Source organism: Novacetimonas cocois (genome assembly GCF_003311635.1).
GTDB lineage: Bacteria > Pseudomonadota > Alphaproteobacteria > Acetobacterales > Acetobacteraceae > Novacetimonas > Novacetimonas cocois.
Window position 1 is genome coordinate 1 of the sequence record NZ_QEXL01000053.1, and the last position, 2330, is coordinate 2330.

The window sequence follows — 2330 nt, forward strand, 5'->3', positions numbered from 1 at the left end:
CTTCTTGCAACTGCACTCCCCTAATGACGGTCATGAGAGCTTATCGCCCTGTCTGAAAAATGGGGACCACCTCTGACTGGTATCAGCCGCGAAGGTCTTGGCTGGCCGTATGCGCCGGGTCTGTGGTCGCAGGAACAGGTAGAAGCCTGGAAGCCTATCACCGCTGCAGTCCATACAAAGGGCGGAAAGATCGTGGCCCAGATCTGGCACATGGGCCGCATGGTGCATTCCAGCGTGACGGGTCAGCAGCCTGTGTCCTGCTCGGCGACAAAAGCACCTGAAGCGCTCCATACTTATGACGGCAAACAGGCTCCCGAAATTGCCCGTCCTCTTACCAGGGAGGACATTGCCCGCATCCTGGACGATTATGAAAACGCCGCTCGCAATGCTCTTCAGGCAGGCTTTGACGGTGTGCAGATTCATGCCGCCAACGGTTACCTGATCGACGAATTTCTGCGGGACGGCACCAACCATCGTTCCGACGAGTATGGCGGTTCGCCGGAAAACCGCATCCGCTTCCTGCGTGAAGTCACGGAACGCGTAATCGCAACGATTGGCGCGGACAAAACGTCAGTACGGCTGTCCCCCAATGGCGATACGCAGGGCTGCATCGACAGCCATCCCGAGCAGGTTTTTGTGCCGGCGGCAAAGCTGTTGAACGACCTCGACATCGCTTTTCTTGAACTGCGCGAACCCGGACCGAATGGCACGTTCGGCAAGACCGATCAGCCCAAGCTGCATGGCCCGATCCGCGAAGTGTTTAAGAAGCCGCTGGTTCTGAATCAGGACTACACACGCGATGAAGCGATCGAAACAGTCGCAACCGGTGTTGCAGATGCCATTTCATTCGGTCGCCCATTCATCGCCAATCCGGACCTCGTGCGTCGTCTGGAAGACAATCTGCCCCTGAACAAGGACGATATCCGCACCTGGTACTCGCAGGGTGCAGAAGGCTATACCGATTATCCACTTGCTCGCTGACACCCTATTTTTTCCCGCAAGCTCCTTCCAGGGAAAGGAGCTTGCATTTTAACTATAGAAAACATTTAGATGCCGACCTGATACTTGTCATGTGCAGGATGAAATCACTTGAATATTTCTACCCCCTGTCATGAATTTGAATGTTGCGAAAGCCTGTTTTTGGTAGTCCCTATGACAGCCGACTATCTCCTTTCTCCCAAGTCAGACATTTCATTCCGGCTGTTCATGTGGGGAGAATTATCGTCGAACAAGGCGGCCATGATCTCTGAAGCGGATGTGTCCGCCGGTACCTCGTGTCCGCCCTGTGCGTCTTCACGCATGCCTTTGCTGTTCATACACGCGCAGATTCAGATCCGTGAGATCCAGGATAGGCGTCGGGATCTGATGGACGCGTGCCCGCCTGACCAGATCACCAATAATCTGCTGCGCCTCCACAGGAGCGCCCTGCAGCAGATCCCGGAACATGGAGGACGTCAGGGTGGAGTCCGTTTTCGTCAGGAGACTGACAGTGCTCTTCAGGGTGGCATCCCGCAGGGGATAACCGGCGGCAGCGGCCGTTGACGCACATTCATGGATCACCGCCTGTGCAAAATCCTGACCGGCTGGCTGGGTGGCGACATCCCCTACGGTTCCGCGCATCAGGCAGCAGATGCTGCCCAGGACGGCGAGCAGAACCCATTTGTCCCACATGTCCTGCAGGATGTGGGTGGAACACACGGTTTCAAATCCGGGGCCTGACAGGGTTTCCGCAATACTGCGCGCCGCTGGCGTATCACGACCGTCCCGTTCCCCCACGGAAAGCCGGGGGAGGGAGCCCGTCTGGACTATGCGCCCCTGCGCATCAAGCTTGCTGACGATAAAGCACGTCCCCCCCATGACCGCGGCAGGGCCAAAGCGGTCTGCCAGAATATCAAGATGCAGCATGCCGTTGAGGAGTGGGACAATCTGTGTTCGCGGTCCCACCGCAGGCGCGAAATCGTTCATTGCACCCGTCAGGGAATAGGCTTTTACGCTGAGCAGGATGATGTCGTAGGGACCCTCAATCCCACCGGCCATCACCATCCGGGGGGTGATGGTCACGTTGCCAACGGAACTGATCAGGCACAGGCCCTCGGCACGGAGCTGCTGCAGGCGCCTTTCGCGCACCAGAAAAGTCACGTCATGCCCGACGCTGGCCAGGCGCGCGCCAAAATACCCACCCACGGCCCCCCGCGCCGACAACAAGAATTCTGGAGTTCATGACGCTATTTCCTCTCTTTGATCCGCCCCTGATGTGTTGCGGTTGAAGGCGAGTTGAAGGTAACCGGCCGTTTGAGGCCGCCTTATGATTGAGGATTGTGACTGGTAAC

1 protein-coding gene and 1 pseudogene are annotated in these 2330 nt (G+C 57.3%); one reads left to right on the plus strand and one right to left on the minus strand.

Going from position 1 to position 2330, the window contains the following annotated elements:
* Positions 1-75 precede the first annotated feature (75 nt).
* A pseudogene (locus NJLHNGOC_RS15395) lies at positions 76-981 on the plus strand (alkene reductase); the annotation flags it as partial.
* 312 nt (positions 982-1293) lie between these two features.
* Here NJLHNGOC_RS15395 and NJLHNGOC_RS15400 read toward each other — a convergent pair.
* Positions 1294-2202, minus strand: coding sequence for a ketopantoate reductase family protein (locus NJLHNGOC_RS15400; RefSeq protein ID WP_239021576.1), 909 nt, complete (start codon positions 2200-2202; stop codon positions 1294-1296).
* Positions 2203-2330: the final 128 nt, after the last annotated feature.